At 52.4% G+C, this 21679-nt stretch carries 17 protein-coding genes; 7 read left to right on the forward strand and 10 right to left on the reverse strand.

What is annotated here, in order from left to right; all coding sequences use genetic code 11:
• Positions 1-30: 30 nt before the first annotated feature.
• Positions 31-474 carry an Rrf2 family transcriptional regulator gene (locus MRY86_RS03675; RefSeq protein WP_293567828.1) on the reverse strand — a complete coding sequence of 148 codons (444 nt, stop codon included), beginning with the start codon at positions 472-474 and terminating at the stop codon, positions 31-33.
• 214 nt (positions 475-688) lie between these two features.
• Between MRY86_RS03675 and MRY86_RS03680 the strand changes: the two genes are divergently transcribed.
• From MRY86_RS03680 to rlmB, 5 genes are read left to right on the forward strand one after another with little or no spacing between them, the layout of a single operon-like run.
• A complete protein-coding gene (locus MRY86_RS03680) occupies positions 689-2074 on the forward strand; it encodes a TolC family protein (RefSeq protein WP_293571023.1) in 1386 nt (461 codons plus the stop codon).
• A 23-nt stretch (positions 2075-2097) separates the two neighbouring features.
• The gene (locus MRY86_RS03685) at positions 2098-3228 is read left to right on the forward strand and encodes an efflux RND transporter periplasmic adaptor subunit (protein ID WP_293571024.1); all 1131 of its coding nucleotides are present in this window, start codon (positions 2098-2100) and stop codon (positions 3226-3228) included.
• Positions 3229-3254: 26 nt separating this feature from the next.
• Positions 3255-6308 (forward strand): efflux RND transporter permease subunit, encoded by a 3054-nt coding sequence (locus tag MRY86_RS03690; protein WP_293571026.1) that lies wholly within the window; start codon positions 3255-3257, stop codon positions 6306-6308.
• Positions 6309-6354: 46 nt separating this feature from the next.
• Positions 6355-7362, forward strand: coding sequence for a sugar phosphate nucleotidyltransferase (locus tag MRY86_RS03695; protein ID WP_293563279.1), 1008 nt, complete (start codon positions 6355-6357; stop codon positions 7360-7362).
• 52 nt (positions 7363-7414) lie between these two features.
• Complete coding sequence (gene rlmB / locus MRY86_RS03700; protein ID WP_293563278.1) at positions 7415-8161, forward strand: 23S rRNA (guanosine(2251)-2'-O)-methyltransferase RlmB; 747 nt, start codon at positions 7415-7417, stop codon at positions 8159-8161.
• A gap of 231 nt (positions 8162-8392) precedes the next feature.
• On the opposite strand, the gene MRY86_RS03705 is transcribed toward rlmB, so the two are convergent.
• From MRY86_RS03705 to MRY86_RS03715, 3 genes are all read right to left on the reverse strand, one after another.
• Positions 8393-9490, reverse strand: coding sequence for a vWA domain-containing protein (locus tag MRY86_RS03705; RefSeq protein WP_293563277.1), 1098 nt, complete (start codon positions 9488-9490; stop codon positions 8393-8395).
• A 167-nt stretch (positions 9491-9657) separates the two neighbouring features.
• Positions 9658-10014 (reverse strand): hypothetical protein, encoded by a 357-nt coding sequence (locus MRY86_RS03710; RefSeq protein ID WP_293563276.1) that lies wholly within the window; start codon positions 10012-10014, stop codon positions 9658-9660.
• Between the two features lie 79 nt (positions 10015-10093).
• Positions 10094-10435: a hypothetical protein gene (locus tag MRY86_RS03715; RefSeq protein ID WP_044150461.1), complete on the reverse strand. Its 342-nt coding sequence runs from the start codon at positions 10433-10435 to the stop codon at positions 10094-10096.
• Positions 10436-10722: 287 nt separating this feature from the next.
• Between MRY86_RS03715 and typA the strand changes: the two genes are divergently transcribed.
• Entirely contained in the window at positions 10723-12528 is a 1806-nt protein-coding gene (gene typA, locus MRY86_RS03720) for a translational GTPase TypA (protein WP_293563275.1), read from the forward strand.
• Positions 12529-12610: 82 nt separating this feature from the next.
• On the opposite strand, the gene MRY86_RS03725 is transcribed toward typA, so the two are convergent.
• The 4 genes from MRY86_RS03725 to MRY86_RS03740 all read right to left on the reverse strand — a co-directional run bounded on the left by MRY86_RS03725 (position 12611) and on the right by MRY86_RS03740 (position 16118).
• The gene (locus tag MRY86_RS03725) at positions 12611-13690 is read right to left on the reverse strand and encodes an amidohydrolase family protein (protein ID WP_293563274.1); all 1080 of its coding nucleotides are present in this window, start codon (positions 13688-13690) and stop codon (positions 12611-12613) included.
• Positions 13691-13761: 71 nt separating this feature from the next.
• Complete coding sequence (locus MRY86_RS03730) at positions 13762-14787, reverse strand: cytochrome c (protein WP_293563273.1); 1026 nt, start codon at positions 14785-14787, stop codon at positions 13762-13764.
• Positions 14788-14801: 14 nt separating this feature from the next.
• Positions 14802-15686, reverse strand: coding sequence for a DUF5777 family beta-barrel protein (locus MRY86_RS03735; protein ID WP_293563272.1), 885 nt, complete (start codon positions 15684-15686; stop codon positions 14802-14804).
• 30 nt (positions 15687-15716) lie between these two features.
• Positions 15717-16118: a hypothetical protein gene (locus MRY86_RS03740; RefSeq protein ID WP_293563271.1), complete on the reverse strand. Its 402-nt coding sequence runs from the start codon at positions 16116-16118 to the stop codon at positions 15717-15719.
• A 199-nt stretch (positions 16119-16317) separates the two neighbouring features.
• Here MRY86_RS03740 and MRY86_RS03745 point away from each other — a divergent pair, with 199 nt between their 5' ends.
• Positions 16318-16731 (forward strand): BrxA/BrxB family bacilliredoxin, encoded by a 414-nt coding sequence (locus tag MRY86_RS03745; RefSeq protein ID WP_044150451.1) that lies wholly within the window; start codon positions 16318-16320, stop codon positions 16729-16731.
• A gap of 75 nt (positions 16732-16806) precedes the next feature.
• Here the strand turns inward: MRY86_RS03745 and pdxH are convergent, their stop codons facing one another.
• On the reverse strand, positions 16807-17460 hold the full coding sequence (pdxH, locus tag MRY86_RS03750) for a pyridoxamine 5'-phosphate oxidase (RefSeq protein WP_044150449.1): 654 nt from the start codon (positions 17458-17460) through the stop codon (positions 16807-16809).
• A 748-nt stretch (positions 17461-18208) separates the two neighbouring features.
• Positions 18209-21649, reverse strand: coding sequence for an efflux RND transporter permease subunit (locus MRY86_RS03755; RefSeq protein ID WP_293563270.1), 3441 nt, complete (start codon positions 21647-21649; stop codon positions 18209-18211).
• Positions 21650-21679 lie beyond the last annotated feature (30 nt).

Consider the following 21679-nt stretch of genomic DNA (forward strand, 5'->3'; position numbering starts at 1 on the left):
TTTTGAAGCAAAGGTAGGGAAAAATGGTTTTTAAGACTGTTCTTTTCGTAGCGCTTCTTCCCTTTCCATTATTGCGGCCATGCTATTGTCCTCCAGCGTCTTCAGGGTTTGATCACGGATGGTCAGGAAGACTGCCCGTATACCACAGGTTGTCTCATCTTTACACTCCTCGCAACGCTCATAGTAGTTGAGAGAAACACAGGGCAGCATCGCAATCGGCCCGTCAAATAAGCGCATCACCCGCGCCAGGCTGATCTCCTCCGGTGGTACTTTGAGAAAGTAGCCGCCCTTTCGGCCACGCTTGCTACGCAGAAAACCGGCATTTTTCAGATCAAGGAGGATGGCTTCCAGAAATTTGTGTGGGATGTTTTCGCCTTCTGCTATTTCCGAAGCCAGTATAGGCCTTTCTTCGTTGCGATGTCGCGAAACATACAGCAAGGCGTTAATAGCGTACTTAGATTTTTTCGATAACATAGGTAAAAGTCGTTCTTGTCGCCCAAGATAGTAGAATTTGAAGTGGTCAACCTGTGATAGGTATCACAATCCACCCTGTCATTTGTTCACACGGGCCTTTCATTGCCGATTCCTGACTATTCATTGCCGAAAATCGACGATTCGTTCCCACAGGGTCGCATCCATACAGGAAACCTCCTACCTTGCTACTCTATTGTTCTGATAACCAACTACGATGAAACTTCAAATCATTTTTCTGCTCTTGCTGGGAGCGTTACTTGCCGGAAAGGCTCAATCCCCACTTGACACCTACATCTCACAAGCACTCCAGCAAAACATTGGAGTACAGCAACAAAAGCTCACTTTAGAAGCAGCAAAAGCTGACCTCAAACTCGCCCGGCAGCAACTTCTCCCTACCCTTTCGGTAAATGCCCGTTATTCGGTAGCTTATGGCGGACGTGCTTTCATCATTCCCGTTGGTGACCTGGTCAATCCCATTTATTCCAACCTCAATGCCCTGAATGAAGTGGCGGCCTCGGCTACGCCCGACTACCCGACTATTCCGGAATATCCAGCTATCAGCAATGTGGAAGAGAATTTCCTGCGCCCTACCGAACAGGAAACCGTGGTACGCCTGCAAATGCCGCTCTACAACCAAGCCATTCTGAAGAATCAACGCATACACGAGAACCTGGAGGCCGCCAGCCGCTTATCCGTGGAAGCCTATAAGCGGACGCTGGTCAAAGAGGTAAAGGTAGCCTACTATTCCTATTTGCAGGCCAGGCAAGGCACCCAAATCGTTGAACAAGCCAGGGATATCCTGCAGGAGAACCTGCGAACTACTCAAAGCCTCGAAACCCACCACAAAGTCACCAGGGATGCTGTTTTCCAAGCTCAAGCCGAGCTTAGCAGCGTAGAACAGCAACTTGTAGAAGCCCAAACCCTGGAAAAGGTAGCCCGTGGTTTCTTCAATACCCTGCTCAACCGCCCTCTTGACACCGCCATCGATAGCTCGGCGGAGACACCCGCCAACACCGCCTATACCGATGCCCTGGAACAGGCTACCGCTCAGGCCCTGAGCCAAAGAGAGGAATTCCGGCAACTGGCGTACTACGAAGCTGCCCGGGACCAGGAAATCCAAATGGCCAAGGGCGCACGCCTGCCTTCCATCAACCTACAGGCCGACTATGGCATACAGGGCACCCGGTATGTAGTAGACGACGGCGCTCAGTTCTTCCTGGGCTCCGTGGTGATGAATGTGCCTCTGTTTGACGCAAAAACCAATACGCGTGTGCAGCAGGCTACCATCGCACAACTTCAGGTCGAGCAAGAACGAGCAGCAGCCGAGCAGCAAATTCAGCTTCAGGTGCTTAAGGCCTACTACGAAATGGAAGCTGCCCAGGAGCAGATCAAACAGGCTGAGGCCGCCTATACCGCCGCCGATCAAGGGTTCCGGCTGGTACGCAAAAAGTACGAGCAGGGGCAGGCTAACCTCCTGGAATTCCAACAGTCCCGCAATCAGATGACTACAGCAGCTCTGCAACAATCCATTGCCCGGCTGCAATACCAAATCAGACTGGCCAACCTTGAACAAGCAACTGCAGCTTACCCCATTCCCTAACCCCACCCATTAATACCTAGATTATGAAATCCTATATCATTCTATTCAGCCTGTTTATCCTGAGTGTACTGACTTTTCAAAGTTGCAGCGATACCAAGGCCTCCTCCCCCGACTCTAATCCCTCCACCCCACCCAGAACGGTAAAAGTGATGCCGGCACAAAGCATTCAATACCGGGAAGCAGTCAAAGCATCCGGGCAGCTGGCACTGGCTGAGGAAGCCCGCCTGAGTTTCAAAACCGGTGGTGTGATCCGCAAAATCCATGTCCGGGAAGGGCAACAAGTCCGTGCAGGGCAGTTGCTGGCAGAAATTGAAACGGATGAGATCAGCGCACGTGCCCAACAGGCAGAACTCGGCAAAGCTCAGGGCGCCATTAGCGTGGAAAACGCCCGCCTGGCCCTTCAACTTGCCGAACGGGACTACCGCAATGCCAAAGGCCTATACACCGATAGTGTGGCTACTCTGGAACAACTCGAAAATGCCGAAGTACAACTGGACAACGCACGCAATCAGCTTAAGCTAGCCGAACGCGCCCAAAGCATACAGGCTCAACAGGAAGAAGTGGCTAACTACAATCTTCGCCATGCAAAAATCCTGGCCCCGGCAGATGGCACCATCCTCAAAAAAATGGCGGAGCCCAATGAAGTCACTAACCCCGGCACCCCTGTCCTGCTTTTCGGCTCTCATTCAAAAGCCTTTGTCCTACGGGTAAGCGTGACAGACAAAGACGTAGTCCACCTCAATCTGGGCGACCCTGCTACGGTCGTTTTCGATGCCTACCCTGGCCGTACGTTCTCAGGCAGCATCCGGGAGATCGCTGGCATGGCAGACCCCTACACCGGCACTTTCGAGGTAGAAGTGGAAGTCAAGCCTGAAGCCGTAGCACTCCGCTCCGGATTTATCGGCCGGGTGTCCATACAATCAAGCGAAGCTATACCGCTTATATCCATTCCCACAGACGCACTCAAAGTAGCCGACGGGCAAGCCGGGATAGTGTTCACTGCAGTGGGGAACCAGGCCCGGCAGCAAAAGGTGGATATCTACAAGCTCCAGGGGGACCAGCTTCTGTTGCGCTCCGGTGTGAATGCAGGCGATCAGGTCATTACTTCCGGCCTGGGCTTTTTGCAGGATGGAACGCCGATCATTATTGAATAATTCCCTCACCTCCACAATCCACACTGATGAATATCCCGAAGTTTTCCATCAAGAACTATCAGTTCACCCTTACGGCATTTGTTTTCCTGCTGGCTATGGGGCTGACCTCCTTTTTGGAGATGCCCCGGCGGGAAGACCCTGCGCTTGACATTCCCAATATGCTGGTTGTGGCGGTGTTCCCGGGAGCCAGCCCTACCGATATGGAGCGGCAGGTGGTCGATGTGCTGGAGGAAGCCATTAACGAGCTGGATGACCTCAAGGAAATACAAACCACCATACGGGACGGGGTGGCGGCCATCGAAGTAGAATTCAACTTCGGGGTAGACCCGGATGAAAAATTCGATGAAGTACAACGGCAGGTCAACCAATCAAGAGACGAGCTCCCGGAGGAGCTTTACCAATTGGATGTCCGGCAGTTCTCCACCAATACGGTCAACATCATGCAGTTGGCCTTGTATTCCAATACGGCCTCCTATGCCCAGCTCAAGGCCGATGCCGAGCGGATCAAAGACGAGATGGAACTGGTGAGCGGTGTTAAGAAAGTAGAAATTGAAGCCTATCCCGAGCAGGAGGTCCGAATTGCCCTCCGCCCTACCGTGATGAAAGCCATGGGCGTCAGCTTGGAAGATGTGGAGCGCGCCATTCAAAGCAGCAACGCCAGTATCCCCGGCGGTGCGGTGAAGGTATCTCAAAAGCTGTTCAACGTCAAGACCTCCGGAGCCTTTGATGAACTGGATCAAATCCGGAATACCGTGGTGGGCGTGAACCGGGGCAATATCGTTTACCTGCGGGATGTGGCCCGGGTATATATGGACTACGAGGACGAACGCTGGACCGCCCGCTACAACGGTACCCCCTGCCTTTATGTCAATATGCAGCAAAAATCGGGTATGAATATCTATGATGTGACCGAGCCCGTGAAGGAACGGCTGGCAGCCCTGGAACTAAGCCCGGGGATTGAGCTGGCCTATGTATTTGATCAGTCCGAAGGCGTTACGCAGCGGGTTTCCGGTTTCCTGAGCAACCTCCTTCAGGGTGTCGTCCTGGTGGGCATCATCATTTTCCTCGTGCTGGGCATCCGTTCTTCGGCTTTGGTCATGATTGCCATCCCCTTTTCTATTTTGATTGGGCTTTGGGTGGCAGACCTCGCTGGTTTCGCATTACAACAAATGTCTATTGCCGGGCTGGTAGTCGCCCTTGGCCTTTTGGTGGACAACTCCATCGCCATTACTGAAAATATAGAACGGCTGCTCAATCAGGGGCTTTCCCCCACAGAAGCAGCGATCAAAGGCACGCAACAACTTATCGCCCCCATTGGCAGTGCCACCCTCACCACCATTCTGGCCTTCGTGCCGATTGTAATGATGCCGGAGACTACCGGTGCCTTCATTAAAGCCTTGCCGGTAACCGTGATTGCAACGCTGGCAGGTTCCTTCCTTATTGCAGTCACCCTTACGCCCTTCCTCGCCAGCCGTTTCCTGAAGGCCGGTGCAGGTGCCGCCCATCAGACGACCTGGCTGTTTCGTCAGCTGACCTGGATCGTCCAAAACCCTTACCGCAATATACTCCACTGGGCCATGCGGCACAAATGGGCGGTGATCGGGCTTTCCTTCACAGCGCTGGCAGCCGCCGGAGCGTTGTTCCCCTTGGTTGGGGTCGCCTTTTTCCCAAAAGCTGAAAAGCCCCAGTTCCGGATCACCGTACAGCTTCCTAATGGCAGCAACCTGGATGCCACAGACCTGGCGGTCCGGGATGTAGAAGCCGTCCTGGATACGATCTCTGAGGTTGATTACTACGTCTCCAACATCGGCCACGGCAATCCACGAATTTACTACAACGTCGCGCCTGTCAATTTTTCAAACGATTTCGGGGAGGTGTTTGTCGTCCTGAAAGCCTACGACATTGATGCATTTTACGCCCTCATTGATGAGCTGCGGGCTACCTTTGCCAATCACCCCACGGCCCGTATTGACGTGCGGGAGTTTGTACAAGGCCCGCCCACTGAAGCGCCGGTCGCCATCAAAATTAACGGCAATAACCTGGAACGCCTGCAGGACTATGCCCTTCAGGTGGAGGCTATCGTGCAAAACACCCCCGGCGCCATCAACGTGGACAACCCCATCCGCAGCAACAGCACCGACCTTCACTTCGACATCAACCGCGATAAAGCAATGATGCTCGGCGTACCCGTATTTGCGGTGGACAATAGTGTCCGGAGTTTTGTGAATGGTGCTGAAGTCGGCACTTTCCGGGATGCAGATGGAGAAGATTACAATATGGTGATGCGCTATGATTTTGAAGGGCAATTCCGGGTGGAGGACTTTGAGGACATCAACGTGCAGAGCCTCAGTGGCGCTTTTGTCCCGCTGCGGCAGCTTGCACGTATCGAATTTGCGGAAGCGCCCAGCCGCATCACCCATCTGGACACCAAACGCACCGCCACCATTCTGGCCGACCTGGACAAAGGATACACCCTGGACGAAGTCATCGATGGCATTGACGCTAAGCTTCAGCAACTCGATTGGGAAGAAGGCTACACCTACGTTTACAAAGGCGACCTGGAAAGCCGGGACGAATCCTTTGGCGGTATGGGGACCGCCTCACTCATGGCTACCCTGCTTATTCTCGGCGTGCTCATCATTCAGTTCCGGTCCTTTAGCCAGCCGCTGATTGTCTTCTCGGCGCTGCCGCTGGCCATCATTGGTTCTATTGTGGCCTTACTGGCTACCGGGATCAATTTCTCCTTCACGGCCTTCATTGGCCTGACGAGCCTGATTGGCATCGCCATCAACAACAGCATCGTACTCGTTGACTTTGCGAATGAAGTACGCCGGGAAGGCGGCTCTGTTTTGGAAGCGGCGCAGCAGGCCGGGGAAGTCCGTTTCATCCCTATTGTCATGACCACCCTGACCACGATTCTGGGCTTGCTGCCGTTGACCCTTTCCGGCGGATCCCTGTGGGCGCCTATGGGCTGGACCATCATAGGCGGACTGCTGACCTCCACCGGATTTGTTTTGCTGCTGGTGCCGGTGCTGTATCTATTGCTGACCAAAGAGGAAAAAGCTTTGGCAACCCGTTAAACGATATTGCTCCGCAAAGAAATAGGATAATCCCTATCTTTGCGGCATGAAAGCAGTCATTCCCGTCGCTGGTGCAGGCACCCGCCTGCGCCCGCTGACGTACACTCAGCCTAAGCCGCTCATACCCGTTGCCGGGAAACCGATTATCTCCTTCATCATTGATCAGTTGATTGAGCAGGGGATCCGCGATTTTATTTTCGTGATCGGCTACCTGGGGGAGAAAATCAAAAACTTTGTCGACAAAGCCTACCCCAATATCAACCGGGAATACATCACGCAGGAGGTACGCCTGGGCTCCGGGCATGCCATCTGGACGGCCCGGGATATGATCCGGTCGGATAAGGAACTGGTCGTATTTTTCGGGGATGTGATCCTCGATGTGGACTTCGAGAAGGTCATCAAATGCCCGGACTCCTGCCTGTGCGTGAAGAAGGTGGATGACCCGCGCAAGTTCGGCGTGGTAGAGTACGGGCCGGACGGACGGGTGAAACGGGTGGTGGAAAAGCCGAAAATCCCCAAGTCGGATATGGCGATGGTGGGCTTTTACAAAATTAAGGAAGCCGAGCAATTGATTGATGCCCTGGAGTTCAACATCAGCCACAACATCCGTTCCAACGGGGAATTCCCGCTCACCGATGCCTTTATGCGCATGATTGAGCAGGGCGTGCATTTTTCCACCGAAGTCGTAGACAACTGGTTCGACTGCGGCAAGAAGGAAGTTTTGCTGGATACCAACTCCGCTTTCCTGGACCGCTCCGGCTACGCCTCCACCAACCTGCCGCCTTTTGACAATTCCATCATCATCCATCCGGTAAGCATCGGGCAGAACTGTAAGATCTCGAACTCTATTATCGGGCCTCATGTCACCATCGGCAATAATGCCCGCATAAGCCATACCATTATTAAGGATAGCATTATCGGCAACTATGCGCACATCAAGGAGGTCATCCTGCAACGCTCGGTGGTGGGCAATGACACCGCGATCACCGGCTTGCGCCAAAGCCTCAATATTGGCGACAATACCGAAATCGACTTTAGCCTGCCCCGGAGCTAAACCGGCTGCACCTGCCTGATTCACCATTTTGTAAAAGCCTCACCATCCCACTATGGCAAAACCACAACAAGACCTTAATATCATCTACGGCCGCCATCCGGTAGCCGAGGCCCTGGAAAATGGTGTCCCCATCGAAAAAGTGATGCTTCAAAAGGGCATACGGGGCGAAATGGAAAAAGAGCTCCGCCATTTGTGCAAATCAGCGGATGTCCCCATGCTGGTCATCCCCAAAGAGCGCCTCAAACGCTACACCAATGGCAACCATCAGGGGGTGGTGGCGTTGCAGGCGCTGATCCGCTATCAGAAAATGGAAGACATCCTGCCGATGGTTTTTGAACGTTCGCAAACCCCGCTTTTTGTCCTCCTTGATGGGGTCACGGACGTGCGCAACTTCGGTGCCATCGCCCGTACGGCCGAGGTCTGCGGCGCCCACGCGCTGGTCATCACACAGAAAAACAGCGCACAGATCAATCCCGAAGCCATGAAAACAAGTGCCGGGGCCCTCAATACCATCCCCGTTTGCCGGGAAAAAAGCCTGATCACCGTCATTGAGTACCTGCAGCAATCCGGCATTCAGGTACTGGCCAGCGATTTGCAGGCGGAAAAGGCTATTTACGACTTAGATCTGACTGCCCCGGTGGCTTTTGTGCTCGGTGCGGAAGGGGAAGGCATCAGCCCGGCGGTGGCCCGAAAAGCGGATCAGACCTTTATCATTCCCCAAAAGGGGCAGACGGACTCCCTGAATGTCTCTGTAGCGGGCGGCATGATGCTGTACGAGGCGATGCGGCAGCGGAAGTAGGGCAAAAAAAATGCCCTGCCTCGTCCTTTCAGGATCGGGGCAGGGCAGTCAAGGCTGTTCTAAGACTATGTTGGGATTTCACCCTTTGGGCTGCATTTGCCAAATTTCATCCTGAACTTCGTTGCTCTTCAGTCGCTTAGCTTTGGCTAGGCTCCTTCATCACGCCTTGTTCAGAATAAAATTTGACTGCATTCGCTCCAAAAGCGAAATCCCAAAATAGTCTAACAAACCTTAGTTCTGATCAATCCGATAAGGCGTAGCGTAAAAAATCGCCCTCAGGCTAATCGGCTCATCAATATCCGGATTGAAGGTCTGCGTAGACCGGTTGTAGATCACGGTATAGATGTTGGCGATCAGCTCATTGATGTCATTGAAGCGCGCCTGCAGCTCATCGGCATCTTCAGCCTCCACAAAGAAATTCTCACTGCTCGCCAGGCTTTTCAGGTAGTTGGTATTGTATTCCAGGCCTTTACCTTTCAACCCGATCATATAGCGCGGAAACTCCGACGCCTGAATCATTTGCTGATTGCCGGTGGGGTTGTTGGAGCCATTGTCGTTGCCATCCGTAAACGCTACGAGGACTTTATCGTCCACATCAAGATCAGCGTTTTCCAGGGCGTTCAGGCCACTCAGGATACCATCACTCAGGCGGGTAAAGGTTTGCGCATTGAGGTCCGGGTACGGGAAGCTGTTCAGAGCAGTAGCAATATCGCTCACCTGATTGGTAAACGGATAGGTGATCACGGTATCCGCAAACAACGTCAGGCCGATAAAGCCTGCGCCGCCGCTACCAGACAAGGTTTGCTCTGCAAAATCGAGCGCATACTGTTTGACCTTCTCGCGGTCCTCGCCCAGGGAGCTACTCACGTCCACCACAAGCTGTGTTGCCATTCGGGTCTGGGAAAACTCTTCCTGATTCTTAAACTCCGTCTGCTCAAACCAGCGGTCATTGGCCGGGCGGGTATCATCGCGCTCCTCAATCGTCACACAATTCGCGGTGTAGTTGAAATCGTCATCGCTCAGGCGGATGTTCGGAATACGGATGACCACTTTGTTCCCTTCCACTGTGGGGAAAAAGACGGTAGTATCATACTTCACGCGCTCATCGGTACGGGTTCGCACGATTTCCACACGCGGCTCTTCTCCCTGATAGTAGGTATAGTCAAAACGCAGCACGATGGCATCGTCGCGGGTCACACCGATACAGCCCGGCTCCGGAATTTCATCCACATTGGCCGAAGGCACGGTCGTATCATCATCTTTCTTACAGCTGGAAAAAGCCAGCACAGCAGCAAGGCTCAACAGGGCGGCAATTCTGAAATTTTTCATAAGCTAGTTCGTTTAACAGATTCGGTTTTAGGAATAGCGGCGCACAATGCGCCACGCACAATTACCCTAACTAATTTCCGCCCCGATTTATTCGATATATTTTCTTAAAGTTTATTTAAAACCAGGGCTTTAACAAAAAAGGCGACCCTCCCGGATCGCCTTTTTTGCTACAACTTCAGCTGCGGTATCGCAAAATACTTGTGGAGAAAGGCATCGAACTCCTTCAGCAGGCTTTTGAAGTACTGCCGGAAGTGGCGCACCTCACTAAAGGCCTGTTCGAGGTATTGGCTGGAAGCTTCCACGGCTTCGCGCAATTGTTTTTGGAGGCGCTGCAGGTTGAGGCGCTGCAACAGGAACTGATTTTGAAAGTGCTCCACTTTTGCACGGTCTTCCGTACTATCTGCTTTCATGAGCACCTCTTCGAGGCTCCACTCACAGTTGCGGATTTCCTGCTCATAAAACTGAATTTCCTTAAACCAGCTTCTTAAGGCGTAGGCATTTTGACTTTTGGAATACGTAGCCATAGTCCGAACTTTTTTAGGCAGCTCCTTGCTGCGGGTTTGATGATGAATAGGTGCCGGGCACCAAAAAGCATTCAAAAAATCAAATCGACACAGGGTCGTAAAAAAGTAAAGACTGATTCATAAGGTAGAGGGGCGGCCGGACTGCATTGGAAACCGTCTCCGCTAAAGCAGCGGAAGCAGCCGCTGGCACGCGGGGTGGAAAGCGGCCATCCTTTGGCAAACCGGCACTGCACGGGCCGTCATCTGGCAAGACCGGCTCCCAGTGCAGGGCATCCGGCGAAGCGTCCAGCTCGCAGGAACTGCTGAAAAACTTAAGCACGCAACACCCACCGGCATGAGCAGGAGCAAGCACTCCGCTGACCGGGCTGCTGGCAAGGGCGGTCAGCGACAATAGGGAAATGATGTTGCGTAAGGTCTTCAACAGGTGAATTTTATATCTTGCTGCCCGCACTTGCAGGGGCTTTCCAAGATGATGTTTTGTGAATCCACTATAAAAACTACTTTATGTCTGCACTAGTTGCCTTTGCCAAAAACATTAAGACTTGCCTTAACGCTTCCTTAACACCCCGCCCGCTGTAACTGAGGCGGTTACCCCAAATAATTAATCCCAAATTAACGCAGGAGTATAGCGATTGCAGAAAAATAAGCCTACCTTTGCGCCTTCTTTGCCAGAACACCACAATTTGGCAGTACATTAACTTGAATAACATGGATATTAGAAATATCGCCATTATTGCACACGTTGACCACGGTAAGACCACCCTGGTTGACAAAATGATCCTCGCGGGGCAGCTGTTTGCCGACCACGAGACGCCGGGCGAGCTCATCCTCGACAACAACGACCTGGAGCGGGAGCGCGGCATCACCATTTTGTCCAAGAACGTGTCCATTACTTACAAAGGCACCAAGATCAACATCATTGATACCCCTGGCCACAGCGACTTCGGTGGTGAAGTGGAACGCGTGCTGAACATGGCCGATGGCGTGCTGCTGCTGGTGGATGCCTTCGAAGGCCCCATGCCGCAGACCCGCTTTGTAACTCAAAAAGCGATCGAGCTTGGCCTGAAGCCAATCGTGGTGGTCAACAAAGTAGATAAAGAAAACTGTACGCCTGACGAAGCGCAGGAGGCGGTATTCGACCTCATGTTCAACCTGGATGCCACAGAGGATCAGCTGGACTTCCCTACCATTTACGGTTCGGCCAAGTTTGGCTGGATGAGCAACGACTGGCGGGACAAAACAGACAACATCACGCCCCTGCTCGATGCTATCCTGGAGCACATTCCACCCCCCTCTGTATCGGAGGGCACCCCGCAATTGCTCATCACTTCACTGGATTACAGCAAGTACATTGGCCGGATCGCCGTAGGCCGTCTGCAGCGGGGCTCCCTGAAATCCGGGCAGCCGGTATCTGTGGTAAAAAAGGATGGCAGCGTTCAGAAAAGCCGTATCAAAAACCTGTATGTATTTGACGGGTTCGAACGCGTGGAAGTGGAGCAAGTGGAAGCCGGCGAAATTTGCGCCGTATACGGTATCGAAGGTTTTGAAATTGGGGACACCATCGCCGACTTCGAAAACCCGGAAGCACTGCCTACCATTGCCATCGATGAACCAACGATGAGCATGGTTTTCACCATCAATGACTCTCCTTTCTTCGGTAAGGAAGGCAAGTACGTGACTTCCCGCCACATCAAGGACCGCCTGACCGCTGAGTTGGAACGCAACCTGGCCATGCGGGTGGAAGAAACAGGCTCAGCGGATACGTTCCGCGTGTACGGCCGGGGCGTGCTTCACCTGGCGGTACTGATTGAAACCATGCGCCGCGAGGGCTACGAACTGCAAATCGGGCAGCCACAGGTGATTACCAAGCGTATTGATGGCGTGGCACACGAGCCGGTGGAGGAACTAACCATCGACATCCCGGACGAGCTGTCTGGTACGGCCATCAATATGGTCACCCAGCGCAAAGGCATTATGCTGTCTATGGAGCCTAAGGGCGACCGCGTGCAGCTGCGCTTCGAGATCCCTTCCCGGGGCATCATCGGCCTGCGTAGCCAAATGCTGACTGCAACAGCCGGCGAGGCCATCATGACGCACCGCTTTCTGGAGTTCCAGCCGCATAAAGGCGACATTCCGGGCCGCATCAATGGCTCGCTGATTTCTATGGAAACCGGCACGGCCATTCCCTACAGTATCAACAACCTGCAGGACCGTGGCAAATTCTTCATCAGCGCCGGCGATGAGATTTACGAAGGACAGGTGGTTGGCGAAAACAGCCGCCCGGGCGATCTCGTAGTCAACCTCATCAAAACCAAAAAGCTGACCAACATGCGTTCCTCGGGGGCAGATGACAAGATGAAGCTCATTCCACCGAAGGTCTTTACGCTTGAAGAAGCCCTGGAATACATTCAGGAAGACGAATTCGTGGAGGTGACGCCGGAATCTATCCGCCTGCGCAAGACACTGCTCAAAGAACATGAGCGGAAGCGCGCAAAGAACAAGGCGCTGGCGTAGCGAAAAATATTGGAAATACTTTTTGAGAGCGGAAACCGGAAGTCTTTTACTTTTGGTTTCCGCTTTCTTTTTGAAGATTGGCTTACTCCACCACCAGATGGCGCTGAACCCGCTCGTAGAATTTGGGCGCATCGTCACCGTACAGCCAGCGCACCACATTGTGCGACCAAATATCATTTTTCTGCTTTAGCGTGATGATCTCCTCTTCCACCGCCAGATCCAGCAGCTTTCCGGGATAGGAAGACTGATGCTCGTTTTTCATTTCTCCCAGCGGGTAGGGGTCATCAAGGCCGAGGATAATCTGATCGGTCCCCCCCTGCCTTCTGACCATGAGTTCCAGGGAGTGGACATCGTGGACCAGCGTATCAAAATAGATATTAGGATGGCCCAAAGCCTTCCGCGGGCGTACTTTACCTTCAAACAAGTCCGGGCGCCCATCGAAGCCCTGTACCCGTCGGCCCAGGTTCACATGGTTGAGCTGCCCGCCGTGGGCGAAGCATACCCGGATATTCGGATACTTATCGTACAACCCATTAAGGGTATAGAAATGGTAGGCATCTGCGCATTGAGCCAGCATCCAGATCAGGTGGAACCGCCAGGCGGTATTCTCCAGCAGGATGAACTTTTCGCCATCGTAGGGATGGATTTCCAGCGCCAGCTTGTAATGATTGGCCAGTTCGAGAATGGGCTCTGTTTCTTCGTTGAAAATCACATTCCAGTGGCCAGTGGAGTCCATGTAGTGCGTGGGCAGGCATAAGACTTGCAGGCCCAACTCCTCCACACAGCGTTCAATCTCCCAAAGGGCACCCTGCGTAAACCCGGCATGTACCACGAAGCCGCAGGTAAATTTCTTGGGATAGTCTTGCTGAATGCGGGCATTGAAGTCGTTCTGAAAGCGCAGGGCCCGCTTCATATGTTCCCATTTCAGCCCGTTGCCATAGAGTTGAGAAAGGCTCAGGATAACCGCGTGGTCGATATGGCTTTGCTCCATCCATTCCAGCTTCTCATTCAGGAAAAAGCTGGGGTCAGTGACCGGGCGCTGCCAGTTTTTCTGGCGCATAAACTTGCGGTCTTCGTCAATCCAGAAGATTTCCTTTTCCCGCATAAAAGCTGGTATCTCATCAGGGTATGGCAAAAGGTGCCCGTGGCCATTTATCCGCATATCATTCGTCCTTTGGTGCGCTGTCTAAAGGTACGAATTTTGTCCGTTTTCCCGCATTCCGTTTCCAACAGTTACCGCTCATACCCGGCACGGTGCTCAATATAAGCCCGCAGGTCCTCCATTTGCTGATGGGAGAGCTTTTCCAAAGTGTAATTGGGCATATAGGGTTTACTGCCGGGGACCGGAGAAGTCCCGTAGCGCCCTACCTGATACACGGAGTATTCGGTATACCGGGGAAAATGCTTCGCCAGGTGCTGAAAGGTCAGCTTGGAGTCGTCCAGCCGAAAGAAGGAGTAACGCTCATTCTCATGACAGTGCAAACAGCTCAGCTCGTAGACCAAGCGGCCATTTTCCACATCGGCCGTATCCACATCGTACCCGGCTTTGCGGTCTTCCGGAGGGGCGGCAAAGGTGGCCGGCGAACCAGACAGGTACCGGGACTTGATCAGCTGAATAGCCGCAGCCGCATCGCCTTTGCCTTTCAGCGCCTGATTGATTTGAGTTTTTTCCTCATCAGAAAGGATCAAGTCGTCCATTTTCAGTCCTATCGTCCACAAATAGGCAAGGACGGATTCCATCTCCCAGGGTTCCAGGGCCCGCCCCTGAGAGCATTCGGTAGCGCAGAGCTGAATCGCCTCCCGAAGGTCATCACGGGCAGGCTCTACCAGGCTTCCGTACTTTTGCTCGTAGTCGCCGTTATAAAAGCTCGTCCGGTTGACTGCACCGTAAAGGGCAGTGCCCTGCAAAAAAGGCAAGCCGTTCTCCCGGGCATACTCCAGGCGCGCCTGCGGATCGGATACGCTTAGGTCCGGGTCCTCCTTTTCAATATTGTGACAGGCCGTGCATACGTAATGCTTGCTTTGTTTGCCGTTTTTGCTTCCACCCGGGCCGGTTGCAAAGCCCGTCAACATAATACCCCGCCCGGCTTCAACCGATACGCCCTCAATCGTAGTATCCGGATAATGAGCGGCCGGATCATCGCCAAGGCGCAGGAGTACATCCGCTACCGCATCCCCGGGGGCCAAAGGTTCGGGCGCATGCCGGACGGACCAGAAAAAAGCAGTAGCAATCAGCGTGGAGAATAACAGTTTATACATGCGGCTTTGGCGCTTTAAAGGTTAAACAAACGAGAGATGGTGAAACCGAAGCGGAACTCCCCATCCAGCCAGTTGGAAGTGGTGTAAGGTATGAAATCTGTTTCCATTATACCCGTAGCGTTCGTAAAGTTCAGCTGGAACAAGTGGCCGCCGGAGTCAATCTCCAGCCCGAGCCCCAGTGCCGGGTAGAAACCGTTTTCCGTTGTCCGGTAGTCCGAAAACGGCAGGGTCACATCTGCAATCAGCCCAAAGACCCGGCTTATCTGCAGGCGCGTGCCTACGCCCAATGAGAACAATCCATTCTCATCCTCAAAAGGGACGACATTCCGGTGGGTATAGCCCGGCGTAAGCTGCAGGGCGATCCGGTCAGACAACCGGGAGGCAATCATCAGCTGCCCGTGGTAGGCCATGCGGTGGGCGAAGGTGGAAAAGTTCCGGATAATGTCAGGATTGTCAGGAATGCGCTCCGCCGTAGACAAAGCCGTCACGCCCCAAAAAGTGAGGCTCACGGGAGAACCCCCATCTGCTCCCTGCCGCAGCAGGGCATACTTGACCGTACCATTGAGCACCTGCCGAAGCCCCGCCTGACCATTGGGCAGCGATCCCGCCCCTTTGGTCCGGAAGAAGCCCACGGTGAGCTTATCCGTTGCACCATACTCGGCACCAATCATGACATCAGAAGCCTGCTCCAAACCATAAAAGGTAGACCAGCCTCCATTATCGCCCAGCAAATCGCCGAATCGGTGCCCGATGCGCACATCAAGCCGCCGTTTGCCGAGGGTCTCCACAGATTGTATGTTCACCAGGCGGCTATCCTTGAAGGTTTGGGTAACCACCTCCTGCGCAGCGGCAGGTGCCATCCCAACCAGCAGCATGATCAAAATTGAAAGATTCTTCATTGGGTATTCAGTTTGCAGTGTTTCTTAAAATTATTCCGGATGGCCGCTGTCCAGCCAGCACTCCAGGAGGTCCAGCTGCTCCTGCGTCAGGTCTTTTGGCCGGCCTTCCGGTGCATAATCCGGTGGCATGCCCTGATTGGGGTCATCTTTGAGCTCCAGAACGCGGGTGCGGAAAGCCCCGCTCTCAATATTGGGCAGCACCCCCTGATAAGAATCGTATATGCCCGGGGCGGTGCCATCAAGGTGGCAACCCGAATAGGCACAAGATTCCTCAATAATCTGCCGTACCTGTGGGTCATAGGCAGGGATGGTATCCGTACAGGTCGCTGCCACCATTGGCTCCGGCAATTGATCGGATGTACAACCGCTATAGACCAGCAAGGCGCCGGCCATCCATAACAGGGAGCTGAAAAGGATAAGGATATCTTTCATGTCATTCAGTGTAAGTTTTGCAATAGTCTAACATCAAATCCATCAAATTGATGCAGCTCAGGAGGCCTTCCGGTAACGATCTACGTAGTTTTGACCAAAGCAGTTGCTTTTTCAGGAAATATTTTGACCTTTGAACCAACAAATGCCCTTAAGTGTATTAAGTCTAATTAACTCAAATCAGAAAAATAAAAACAGCAATATGTATCCTGCAGAACTTACAGCGCCGATGGCCAAAGATCTGACCGAATATGGTTTTAATGGCTTGCAAACCGCAGAAGCCGTTAGTGAAGTGCTTGACCAGAAGGAAGGCACTACGCTCGTTGTGGTGAACTCTGTATGCGGTTGTGCAGCGGCCAATGCCCGCCCGGGCGCCAAGCTGGCGGCACAGCATGACAAAAAGCCAGACCACATGGTGACCGTTTTTGCCGGTGTCGACAAAGAAGCGACCGCCAAGGCCCGGGAGTATATGGCCCCTTATCCGCCATCTTCGCCTTCTATTGCCTTGTTTAAGGATGGCAAACTGGTCCATTTCCTGGAGCGCCACCACATTGAAGGCCGTTCTGCGGAAATCATTGCGGAAAACCTGAAGCTGGCGTTTGACCGCTACTGCTAAAAACACACATCGGAATTATTGATGCGAAAAAAGCCCTGAAGCGGAATGCTTCGGGGCTTTTCAATTTTTGAGGCGCTACGGTGCCAGACGGGCTAACGACCAGTTCCCATCCTCTGACAAAGTGTACTCAATGCGGTCGTGCAGGCGGCTGCTGCGGCCCTGCCAAAATTCGATCCGGTGCGGAATGACCCGGTAGCCGCCCCAGTGCTCCGGCCTGGGCAGGACATCTGCTGAGCGATAGTCTTCTTCCAATTGCTTCACTTTTTCTTCGAGGACTTCCCGTGATTCGATCTGCGTACTTTGAGGGGATGCCCAGGCGCCAATTTGGCTTCCTTTCGGCCGGGACTGAAAATAGCGGGTGGATGCTTCTGCGGGCAGCACCTCTACCCTACCCTCTATGCGTACCTGACGCTGCAGCTCATGCCACAAAAAAGTGAGCGCAGCACGTGGATTGGCCAGCAGCTCCTGGCCTTTACGGCTATTGTAATTGGTATAAAACAGAAAGCTCCCATCTGTGACACCCTTTAGCAGGACGATACGGGCGGAAGGGACGCCATTGGTCGTTGCCGTGGAGAGTGTCATGGCATTCGGTTCCGGCACCTCCGCATTCAGCGCCTCCTCAAACCATACCTGAAATTGTTCCACCGGATTGGGGCTGACTTCCTCCATCTCCAGTGTATGCGCGGAATAATCCTTGCGGAGTTGTTCAATCTTACTGTTGGCTGGCATGAATTTTTAATAGGGAGAACAAAGGAAAAGGACAAGTGTTTTTGAGCGTATGGTACAGGCAGAACAAAAAAAACCCTGTCACACGAGATGACAGGGGTCTAACGATAAACAAACACTATGAACAACACTAAGTTCTTAAGAGTCAGGTGAGTGAGGTAAAAAAGCCCCCGAACACTCGGGGGATACGATTACAAAAACTATGAACAAACACTCACCCGACTCAAATATCTTTAACGCACTTGTGCGTAAATCTCTCTTTTCAAGTTTGTCAGGTTCTTTCCCTAACGATTACAATACAAATATGAAAGTTTTCAAAGACCACCTGGAAACAATCGGTTAAAAACTGTGACATGGAAAAAACAAAAATCCTTGGTCTGACTGGAATAATTAGCGCCTGTTTGTCGCCGGATTTCTGAATTTACAAGGGTTACAACTGTAGCAGACTCTGTACTCAATCAACATTCGGTAACAAAACCCCAAGCCTTTAACAACAGTTTTAAAGCCCGTTTTCACGGAAAAAGTACCCGTTTTTTCTTCTTTCTGATTCGTATGGATTGATAGGTTTATTTTTTGTCCGGTCTGAAAAGAAGTTCGCCCTCCCATTGCAGATGACCGACCTAAAAACGTACCTCAGGCCCCAAAAGTATACGCCCGAAGCAAAAAATGCCGGCAACCAGAAAAAACAAGCCCGCTGCAACACCATAAAGTGCGGTAGCGGGCTCATATCTGCTTCGAGTCTGCTTACAATTTAGACTGCCGAGGGCGCAGGCTCTTTACCGAAGACTTTCAACACCCCCACTTTCAGGCGGTAGGCCAGATAGTACATCACCGGCACCACAATCAAAGTCAGGAAGGTAGCGAATACCAAACCATAGATCACAGTCCAGGCCATAGGCCCCCAAATAGCCGTATTGTCTCCACCGATAAAGATCTGAGGGTCCAGGTCAGTGATCAGGGTGAAGAAGTTGAAGTTAAACCCAACAGCCAGAGGCACAAGGCCAAGAACGGTGGTGATGGCCGTCAGCAATACTGGCCGCAGACGGGTCGCACCGCCCTGAATAATCGCCTCTTTCATATCCTCAGATTCCAGAAACTGATTTTTCGAATACCCCAGCTCTTTCTGCTTACGGTCTACCAGGATATTGATAAAGTCGATCAGTACGATGGCATTATTCACCACCACTCCTGCAAGCGAAATAATCCCCACACCGGTCAAAATCACGGAGATGTCGCGCCCGCCAAAAGCGTAGCCCAGGAATACCCCAATCGTACTGAAAAGCACCGACAGGATAATGATGAAGGGCGAAGCAACAGAATTAAACTGCGCTACAATGATCAGGAATATGGAGAATAGCGCAATCCCAAAGGCCGTGTACAGGAAGTCCATATCTTCCGCTTGCTGCTGCTGTTCTCCCGTGAATTCGTAGGTAAATCCGTCAGGAAGATCGTAGGCAGCCATCCACCGGTCTATCTCAGGAATGATCTCGTTGGGATAATATCCCTCCAGCACATTCGAGTAAATGGTAATCACCCGGTCCAGGTTTTTCCGCTTAATCGAGCTGTAGGTGGACGTGAACTTGATGTCCGCAACTGCAGAAATCGGCACCTGAGAAATCTGCCCCGTGGCCGGGCTCCGGAAGGTAATCCGCTGATTGAGCAGGTCATCGATGTCGTAGCGGTACTTTTCATCCAAACGGATAAAGATGGGGTACTCGTCCTCTCCTTCCTTAAATTTGGAGACTTCTTTACCAAAAACAGCCGTCCGCACGGCATTCGCGATATCAAAAGTAGATACCTCATACCGGCGTGCCGCTTCCCGGTCCACATTAATGATCAATTCTGGCTTGCCAATCTTGATATCAGCCTGCAGTTCTTCGATGCCCGGGATATTCTTGGAGTTGATATAGTTGATAACATCCTCTGACAGAATCGCCAGCTTATCGATATCCTCTCCCTGTATTTCCAGGTTGATCGGCTTACCGGCGTTGGGGCCATCCGCGTTTTTGTCAACGGTGATTTTCACACCCGGTATACCACGTACAGCCTCCCGGATATCCTCCATGGCATCAAAGGTAGACAGTTCTCCCCGGTCTTTGGAAGGCACGAAAGAGACAGTCAGGCGAGCCTTCTGAGGGGAAGCCCCCGGCTCCGGCGGGCCATTCGGGTCAGCTGTGTTTTCACCAATCTGCGTCAGCACAGCCTCCACGATGCCCTGATAGGGCTCAATGGCTTCACTAACCCGGGCCTCAACCTCCTGTACCGCTTCGTAGGTCGCATTGATATCGGTACCCAGTGGCATATCGACAAAGACATTCACATACAATGGGTCCGCTGAAGGGAAGAATTCCACTTTTGGCATATTCACAGCCAAAAGGGCAAGGGCTGCAAACAACAGCACAAAGGTGCCTCCAAAGATCACCCCCGGCACACGCAGGGCACCGCGGATGAACTTGTCGTAGCCATTCTCCAATACCGGAAGGAAGTTGTTTTGAAACTTAAATGCTGCCGGGCGTAGCAGGAACCAGTTGATCAGGGTCACAATGAGGGAAATACCCAACAGGTTACGCCCCGCCGCAAAGCCCGTGAAATGGAAGATCACCGCCAGCACAATCATGGCCGCCGCGCCAATAAGGACGTTGGTTTGCCGCCGTTTGCGTACGGCAGGGTCCTCCGCCCGCTCATCTACCTTCATAAAACGGCTGGTGAATACGGTATTGATCACCAATGCCACAATGAGGGAGGAAGTCAGTACAATAATCAGGGTAATAGGCAGGTACTTCAGGAATTCGCCCATAATGCCGGGCCAAAACGCCAGCGGCAGAAAGGCAGCCAGGGTAGTCGCCGTAGAAGCGATGATCGGAAGGGCCACCTCGCCGGCGCCGTACTTCGCAGCGTCCCAGCCGTTGTACCCATCCTGCATGTACCGGTAAATGTTTTCCACCACCACGATGGCATTGTCCACCAAGAGCCCCAGCGCCAGTATGAGGGCAAACAGTACGACAATATTCATCGTAACCCCGGTCAGTGACAGGAAGAGTATCCCCATGAGCATAGACAATGGAATAGCAAGCCCCACAAACAAGGCATTTCGCAACCCTAAAAAGAACAGCAATACCACCACTACCAGGATCACACCAGATATAATGCTGTTTTCCAGGTTGCTCACCTGATCCCGTGTGTTGACAGACTGATCGTTGAACAAGCTGATTTTCAGGTCTTCCGGCAACTCTGCACGTGCATCATCCACAATGACCTTAATCTTATCAGAAGCATCGAGAAGGTTTTCGCCCTGCCGCTTGATGACATCCAGAGAAATGACCGGAAAGCCATCTGCCCGCGCAATACTGGTAGGGTCCTTGTAGCCAAAGGTCACCTCTGCTATTTCCCGCAGGTAGATAGGGCGCTGATTCTCACTCTTAACGATCATTTCCTCCAGCTCAGAAACGTTCTCGAATTCTCCCTTTATCCGGATCGCCCGGCGGAAGTCATCGTTGAGCAGTTCCCCTCCGGACATAGTGATGTTCTCAGAAGAAATCGCATTCTCAATATCCCGGAAGGTGACTTGCATAGACTCCATCTTAGGCAGGTCGATGTCCACCTTAACCTCCCGTTCCCGGGCACCTTTCAGCTCCACTTCGGAGATTTCATCCAGGGTTTCGATCTCATCCTGCAGGTATTCAGCGTAACTGCGGAGTTCATCATTGGTATAGTCACCTGAGATATTGACCGTGACGATTGGAATTTCCGATAGGTTGATGTCCAGGACGGTTGGGTCCTGATCCAAATCGTTCGGCAGTTCGCTTTTAGCTTTGTCCACCGCATCCTTCACCTTCCGGACAGCGTCATCCAGGTCCATATCTGCGGAAAACTCCGCCGTAATCACGGAATAATCCTGTATAGACGTTGACTTGATGTCTTTGATGCCCGTAATCGATTGGAGTTCTTTCTCAATAGGCCGGGTTACCAGGTTTTCAATATCTGCAGCAGAGTTACCAAAATAAGGGGTATTGATATACACTGTGGGCCAGTCTACCTCCGGGAATTGCTCTTTGGGCATATTCTGGTAAGACTGAATCCCGAAAATCAGGATCATAAGCGTGAGGATGAACACACTTGTCCCATTATCTACGGCCAGTGTAGACAAGCTAAACTGCCGTAATTTATCTTTTTGCTTATTTTCTTCAGCCATTTGCGTGGTTTTGTATCAGTGTTCAGCGAT

The sequence above is a fragment of the Phaeodactylibacter sp. genome, from assembly GCF_022763345.1.
In the GTDB taxonomy this organism is placed as follows: Bacteria; Bacteroidota; Bacteroidia; order Chitinophagales; family Saprospiraceae; genus Phaeodactylibacter.